This is a genomic window from Pedobacter sp. UBA5917 (assembly GCF_002432345.1).
Classification (GTDB): Bacteria; Bacteroidota; Bacteroidia; order Sphingobacteriales; family Sphingobacteriaceae; genus Pedobacter.
This window is the reverse complement of the sequence record NZ_DJDT01000116.1, coordinates 1-7,401: the sequence shown is the minus strand read 5'-3', so window position 1 is coordinate 7,401 and position 7,401 is coordinate 1. Positions and strand designations below refer to the sequence as shown.

5 protein-coding genes are annotated in these 7,401 nt (G+C 41.1%); 4 read left to right on the top strand and 1 reads right to left on the bottom strand.

All coding sequences use genetic code 11. The features are described from left to right. Nucleotides 1-206: 206 nt before the first annotated feature. The 4 genes from B2V92_RS06980 (at nucleotide 207) to B2V92_RS06965 (ending at nucleotide 5,795) form a co-directional block, all read left to right on the top strand. Complete coding sequence (locus tag B2V92_RS06980; protein ID WP_293306163.1) at nucleotides 207-2,975, top strand: TonB-dependent receptor; 2,769 nt, start codon at nucleotides 207-209, stop codon at nucleotides 2,973-2,975. A gap of 8 nt (nucleotides 2,976-2,983) precedes the next feature. Then, nucleotides 2,984-3,847: a DUF4397 domain-containing protein gene (locus B2V92_RS06975; RefSeq protein WP_293306161.1), complete on the top strand. Its 864-nt coding sequence runs from the start codon at nucleotides 2,984-2,986 to the stop codon at nucleotides 3,845-3,847. A 614-nt stretch (nucleotides 3,848-4,461) separates the two neighbouring features. Further along, nucleotides 4,462-5,373 carry a hypothetical protein gene (locus B2V92_RS06970; RefSeq protein ID WP_293306159.1) on the top strand — a complete coding sequence of 304 codons (912 nt, stop codon included), beginning with the start codon at nucleotides 4,462-4,464 and terminating at the stop codon, nucleotides 5,371-5,373. Nucleotides 5,374-5,375: 2 nt separating this feature from the next. Continuing rightward, nucleotides 5,376-5,795, top strand: a complete 420-nt coding sequence (locus B2V92_RS06965; protein ID WP_293306157.1) for a luciferase family protein — start codon at nucleotides 5,376-5,378, stop codon at nucleotides 5,793-5,795. Between the two features lie 297 nt (nucleotides 5,796-6,092). Here the strand turns inward: B2V92_RS06965 and B2V92_RS06960 are convergent. Beyond that, nucleotides 6,093-7,401 (bottom strand): TldD/PmbA family protein (locus B2V92_RS06960; RefSeq protein ID WP_293306155.1); only part of this gene is annotated, 1,309 nt, incomplete at its 5' end.

Sequence of the window (7,401 nt, the reverse complement as noted above, 5' to 3'; positions counted from 1 at the left end):
CTTTCCCTAAATAAACCATTGGGATTGAGCGAAACTGAAATAAATGATATTGAAGCCTTTTTACTGTCGCTAACCGACGACAAGTTTCAAAAAACCAAACCATAAAATAGGCCTGTAGCCAAAACCCGAAAAATCAATTTTAACAAATTTTTCAACCCAAAAGAAGGTTGAAGGGCCATTGGCATGTCTATTCCAAAATAAACAACATGAAGATAAAACTACTATTAATATTGCTGTTGGGTACAGTTATCTACTCAAAATCATCTGCCCAGCAGCGGATCATCACCGGAGTGGTGGTTTCTGCAGAGGATCAATCGCCATTACCGGGTGTATCGGTAAGGATCAAAGGATTGGAAGGTTCTACCGTTACCGATAAAGATGGTGCATTTAAAATTTCGACTAAAAACGGACGTTTTATCGAAGTATCGTATATTGGTTATAAAACTGCTACCGTAGAAATCGGATCGGCTACTAAATTAAACGTTTCGCTCGAACAGGCCGACAATACTTTAACCGAACTACAGATTGTAGGTTCGAGAAATGCCAACCGTACCAAACTCAATTCGCCTGTTCCGGTTGATGTAATCGATTTAAAAACGTTGCAGCAAACTTCACCTCAGGCCAGTGTAACGCAGTTGCTCCAGTATGTATCACCTTCTTTCCACTCTTCGGTTTCGGGTGGTGGCGATGCTGCTTCGGCAACTTCTACTGTACAGTTGAAGGGTTTGGGTGTAGATCAGGTATTGGTGCTGGTAAATGGTAAAAGAAGACATAAAAGTTCAAACATCAGTTGGGGCGGTTTAGGTAACGGCGCAACAGGATACGATCTGAATGCTATTCCGGTAGGTTCGATAGATCGCATTGAGATTTTACGCGACGGTGCTGCCGCCCAATATGGATCGGATGCCATTGCAGGGGTAATCAACGTGGTATTGAAAAATACTGCCGATGAAATTACGGCAAGTACGATTGAAAGTATCCGCCGCAGGGGAGATGGTTTAACGACCAGGAGCAATGCCAATATCGGCCTCAAACTGGGTGCAAAAGGCTTCCTTAATATCACTGGCGAATATGCTACACAAGCCGTGTCGCTTCCTTCGGGGAATTATTCTGATGGGATTTACATTGGGCCGGCTTATGGTGGTGGCGCCAATACCAGGGGATTCGATCAGATTTATACCAAAGAAATTGATGATGCCATAATTGCCAGCCGCGGTATCGACCGCCATTTCTTTGATCAGCGTGGATCGACCAATAAATCAAAAGATGGTTTGCTATCGTTCAATGCCGGAATTCCATTAAAAGATGGTTTCGAGGTATATTCTTTTGGTGGTATCAGTCACCGTAACTCGCAGTTTACGGCCGTATACCGTTTGCCAGGCTGGACCGAGCGCAACAATACCTTTGTTTATCCGGATGGTTTTTTACCGGCAATGGATAACATCATCACCGATCAATCTTTGGCAATAGGTGTAAAGGGCAAGATAAGTGGATGGAATTTTGATGTATCAAACGTATATGGCAGAAATGCTTTCAATAATATCATCAGTAATACGCTGAATGCCAGTTTAGGACAAAAAACGCCACGCACGTTTAACGCGGGCAGTTATAATGCTTCGCAGAACAGCGGAAGTTTAGATTTCTCGAGAAAATTTGATAAAGTGCTTAAAGGACTGAACGTTGCCTTTGGTGGTCAGTACCGCGTAGAAACCTATCAGATTATTGCTGGAGAAGAGGGTTCTTACTCAAAAGCCGATTTAACCCCTATTTATTCTATCGGTTACACCACCGGCGGTATTCCTTATTTTATTGCTGCGGGAAGTACGCCTTTAAACGGACTTTCGCCAGGTTCGCAGATTCATGCCGGTTTCAGGCCATCGAACGAGGTAAATGTGAAACGTTCTATTTCTGCCGCTTATGCCGATCTCGAACTGAATGTAACCGATAAATGGCTTTTATCAGGTGCGGTAAGGGTAGAGAATTATTCTGATTTTGGAAGTGTAACTACTTACAAAGCAGCAACGCGTTACGGTTTCGCCAAATGGCTGGCCGTTCGAGGTGGCTATAACACTGGTTTCAGGGCGCCCGATCTGGCACAGTTTTACTATACCGAAACCTCTACCACTTTCCAGAATGGTGTAGCGATTGATCAGGTTACGGCAAACAACGTAAATCCCGCAACCAAAGCTTTGGGTATTCCATCGCTGCAGCCCGAAAAATCGAAAGGTTATTCTGCCGGATTAACTTCACAGCCGATCCAGAACGTTGAATTAACGGTTGATGCCTATCAGATCGACATTAAAGACCGTGTGGGCAATACCGGGCGTTTCTCTGCTACAGATGCGAATTTACCTGCTGATGTAAGGGCACTATTTGTGCAAACCGGTACCGTGCAGGCAAAATTTTTCTATAATTCTTTCAGCACACGCACAAGGGGCATCGAATTTACGGGAAGTTATCGTTTCTTACTGCCAAATGGGGGTAACGTAGCCTTTTTGGCGGGTGCAAACCTCCAAAAAACAACGCTTACCAAAGTAAATACACCTAAAGGTTTAGAAGCTTACCGTTACATCATTTTCGACGAGAGCGAAGAGGTGCGCGTAACCCGTAGCATCCCGAAAACTAAAATTACCCTGCAGGGAACCTACAACATCAATAAGTTTAATTTTTTACTGCGCAGCGTATATTTTGGATCGGTATCGGCGGTAAGCCAGTTAAATGCGAATTTCCCGAAACCAGATTATTATTATCAAACCTATAGTCCGATATGGATTACCGATGTTTCGGCAGGGTATCGGATTACACCTTTGCTACAGGCTACCGTTGGTGTAAATAATCTGTTCAATGTGCTGGGCGATTATTCTATCCCTGCACCCGGAAGTAATATTACCCGTACCAATTCGCCAAGTGCTGCACAATCGGGTACCAGCACGGGTTTACAACCTTTTATCCGACTTTCGGCCACCTTTAAATAAGATTACAGATGAGAATTTATAAACTTCCAATATTATTTTTTGCATTAGCTGCTTCATTGTTTGCTTCGTGCAAAAAGACAGACTACCTCGATATCGATGCCGGCGACAGGCCTGCTTTAAGTGCAAAGGTTAAATTTATCAATGCACGCCAATCGGTTACTGCCGTTAATTTTTGGGATTTTACCCGAAAAGTTACGGCCACGGCACTACAACGCAATACGGCTTCGGGTTATTTGGATACCCAATACGGAAAAGTACAGTTTAACCTGACGGAAGGAACCGATCTTTCTTATAAAGCATCGTATATTTTTGGTGGCAGTGCAAATTTTGTTCAGGAAACCAATTCGGCATCTTTTGCCGGTCCGAACGGGCCTATTGCAAATTTTGCACACAGTTTGTTTACCGTAAAGAAGAAATTAACCAGCACGTTAAATCCGGGTAATATCGATAGTTTGATCCTGGTATATGATGATCTTACGCTTCCGGCATCGGGTAAAGCCAAGATCAGGTTTGCCAATTTTTCGCCCGATGCACCAAAGGTTGATCTTACCTATGCCACCGGAACAGAAATATTTGCCGGTGTGGCTTATGGTAATTTTGGCAACCAAACCATTATTCCCTATACATCAGGAAAGGCACCTGCAGTGATTGAAGGTTTAAGCTGGAGAACACTCGGACCGTTTAAGGAAGTAGATGCAGGTACCAACCTGAGCCTATTGATAAAGGATAATACGACTAAAGCAGTTATTCCTTTAACCAATACAGCTTTGAATGCGGCCACTTTCGAAGCCGGAAAAATTTATACGGTTTACATTAACGGTACGGTAAGTGGAACACCATCTATTGCCGCAACAATTATTACGCATAATTGATAAGAAAATCGGTTGGTGAGATACCAACCGATACAGAAACTCCTGGCTCAAACAGGTTTATATTTGGTTAGAAAAAGGGGCATGTCTGGATAGAATGCCCCTTTGTTGTTCTAAAACTGCTGTCATCCTGAGCGCAGCGAAGGATCTTTTTTTTGCTTATCGTTTTTAGCATATAAGGCATTCAAGAGAATTTAAGCTCAAATTGCTTTATATTTTTTATATGGTGAACAATGGTCCTCGTTTGTAACGAGGATCAGTGAGGTTTGCATTTGCAATGCAGAATAAAATATGTGTGGCGATACAATCGCCTTCCTCGGACATCCCGATTGCAAATCGGGACGATGTTTGAGGCCGAGAAATCTGTCTTGAGATAGATCTCGCCATTCCGCTGCGCTTCAGTTGAGATGACGGCCATTTTATTAACTTGTCATCCTGAGCGCAGCGAAGGATCTTTTGCCTGCTTATTGTTTTCTACTACATAAGACATTTAAGAGAATATAAGCTCAAAAGGCTTTTTACGTAGATAAAAGTTAATCCAATATTATTTATATTTTATTTTCAATAATTTTTGAAAGTTTAAAAATATATTTTACTTTTGATCTAATTAAAATAATATGAAAACGTTTCTCCAATCAAAATTGCTCCAAGGGATAATTGTCTCAAATGTGATCATCTTAATCGTTATCTGGTTAAATAATTTATTTCACAGTGAGAAAGATGGTATTCTGATATATTCGGAATTTGTTATTTTGCCACTCTTGATGGGGGTAATCAGTGCCTGGTTCTGGAGAAGTCTCAATCTAAAAAGCAGATCGATCATCTGGTATTCAATCCTAGATGGGTTTCTTGCCATTGTTTTGAGTTACATTTTTTTGGGAGAGGGAACCATTTGTTTAATTATTGTTTCTCCTCTCATTTTTGCCTTTGTAATTACAGGAGCATTTATTGGTAAAGCGATGTTCCGCAAGAACAACCAGACTTTAAATGTTAGCATTGTTTCGATACTGCTGGTCGTTTTTACAGTTGACTCTGTTTCTGATCATCATTATCGGAACATGGTAAGTGATGAAATAGTGATCAATGCTACACCCGAAACAATCTGGAAACATGTTGTTTCTTTTGACAAAATTAAACGGGCAAATACCTATTGGCTCTTCAAAGTGGGGATGCCCAGCCCAATGCAAACTACCGTTACCGCTTATAGAAAAGGAGCAGGGAGAAAATGTATTTTCAGCAACGGATATGTTTTTGACGAGAAGATTGTAACTTTTGATATCAACAAAGATTTAACATTCGATATCATCGGCCAACCCAAAGACCCTGAAATTATGGGACATATTGATATTGAAAGAGGTCAGTTTTTATTAAAGGATAATGGAAATGGAACCACAACACTTGTTGGAAATAGCTGGTATAGCTTAAAGGTATTCCCGATCTGGTATTATGATTTATGGGCAGAAAGTATTACCCGAAATGTTCACTTAAGAGTAATGGAACATATTAAGGAGATCAGCGAACAAAATTAAACATGTTTTTATTTATAGTTAAGAGATTGAATTTTCTTAAATCAATCCCCTTGTTTGCATTGGTTTTTGATAGCTTGATAAAAATGTGGATGCTGATTGCAAAGCCCGAAAGATTAGATCAGATAGACGAAATAGAACGTGAAGTGCTAAAATGGAAAAATACTTCGGTAAGTCTGCATAAATTTGGTGGTACACAGTTTAATTATAAAAAGATAGAATTTGCGCATATCCACAGCAATGGTATACTGGATATTCTTTTTTTACGGAAAATTAAGTCCGAACTGATGCTCGAAGGGAAGATAAAAGAGCATCATGTGTTTAAAAAATCGGGATGGATAAGTTTTAATGTTCAGCACATTGAAGATGTAAATTATGCACTTTATCTGCTGAAACGATCTTATGAGATTGGTAGTGATAAATAATGTTTTTTGTTCTTTTGGTTATTGATTTTTCACCATATAAGACATTTTAGATAATGTAAGCTCAAATTGCTTTATATTTCTTATATGGTGAACAATGGTCCTCGTTTGTAACGAGGATCAAAGAGAACTGCATTTGCAATGCAGGATATAGTACTTCTGACGATACAATCGCCTTTCTCGTGCATCCCGATGCAAATCGTGAAGAAGTTAGTGAGGCTGTCATCCTGAGCGTAGCGAAGGATCTTTGCAAAATAGACCCTGAAATAAATTCAGGGTGACGAATGCATTTAGAAAATCTTACCCCAACTTCCTTCCTGTATTAATTACATTAACGCCATTAAAACGCGTAGTGGCACTGCCATGCGAAACGGCGCTTGCCTGTCCGGGTTGTCCTTTTCCATCCGAAAATGTTCCGCCCAGGCGGTAATCGTTTTTATCACAGCGCTGCACGCAAGAATTCCAGAACTCCTGGGTATTGGCCTGATAAGCGGCATCTTTAAACATACCTACAATTTTACCTTCCTTGATCTCGTAAGCCAGTTGTGCGCTGAACTGAAAATTATAGCGTTGCTGATCAATGGAATAAGAATTCCGGCCGAACATATAAATGCCTTTTTCTACATTTTTAACCATATCTGCTGCACTTAAAGCCGCATTTCCAGGCGCTAATGAAACATTAGGCATCCGCTGAAACTGGATACTGTCCCAACTGTCGGCATAACAACAGCCCTGTGATGCTGCCAAGCCTAAAATATGTGCCTGATCGCGGATGGTTTGGTAATTTACCAAAATCCCGTCTTTAATGATATCCCATTTACCACATTTTACACCTTCATCATCGTAACCCACCGCTCCTAAAGATCCTGTTTCCAGTTTATCGGCAATAATGTTAACTTCTTTACTCCCGAAGTTGAATTTTTTCGATTCCCATTTATCCAGTGTGAGGAAACTGGTTCCTGCATAGTTGGCTTCATAACCTAAAACACGGTCGAGTTCTGTAGGGTGGCCAACCGATTCGTGAATAGTTAGGAAAAGGTGCGAAGGATCCAATACAAGGTCGTATTTGCCTGGGGCAATGGGTTTCGCTTTTAACTTTTCGTCAACATGTACTGCGGCTTCACGCACATCTTCGAGGATGTCGTAACGCTTTTTGTACATCGTAACGGGGCCACCTTTAATTTTTTCTTCCTCTTTAGGTTTAAGGTATTCAAAACCCATACCCATTGGTGCGCTTAACGCATTTCTGGTTTCGAATTTGCCACTTGCCGCATCGGTTTTGGTGAGCGTAAAAGTTGGCCATATCCGGTGGATATCCTGATCGATATACGAACCATCGGTTGAAGCAAAGTATTTCTGCTCATTGATCATGAAAAGGTTGGAACTGATGTATTTTGCACCACCTTTCATGGCCTCGCTGTTTACTTTTAAAAGCAGGTCTACTTTATCGGCAATGGGCACTTCAAAAGCATTGATTTCGATAGGTGTTTTCCAGCTCACCTCGCCAAAGCCCTTTTGAGGAGCCAGTTGAACAGGTTCTTCCATCAGTTTTGCATTTCCTTTTGCAATGGCTACGGCAGCTTCTGCAGCTTTCACAATGCTGGCATCA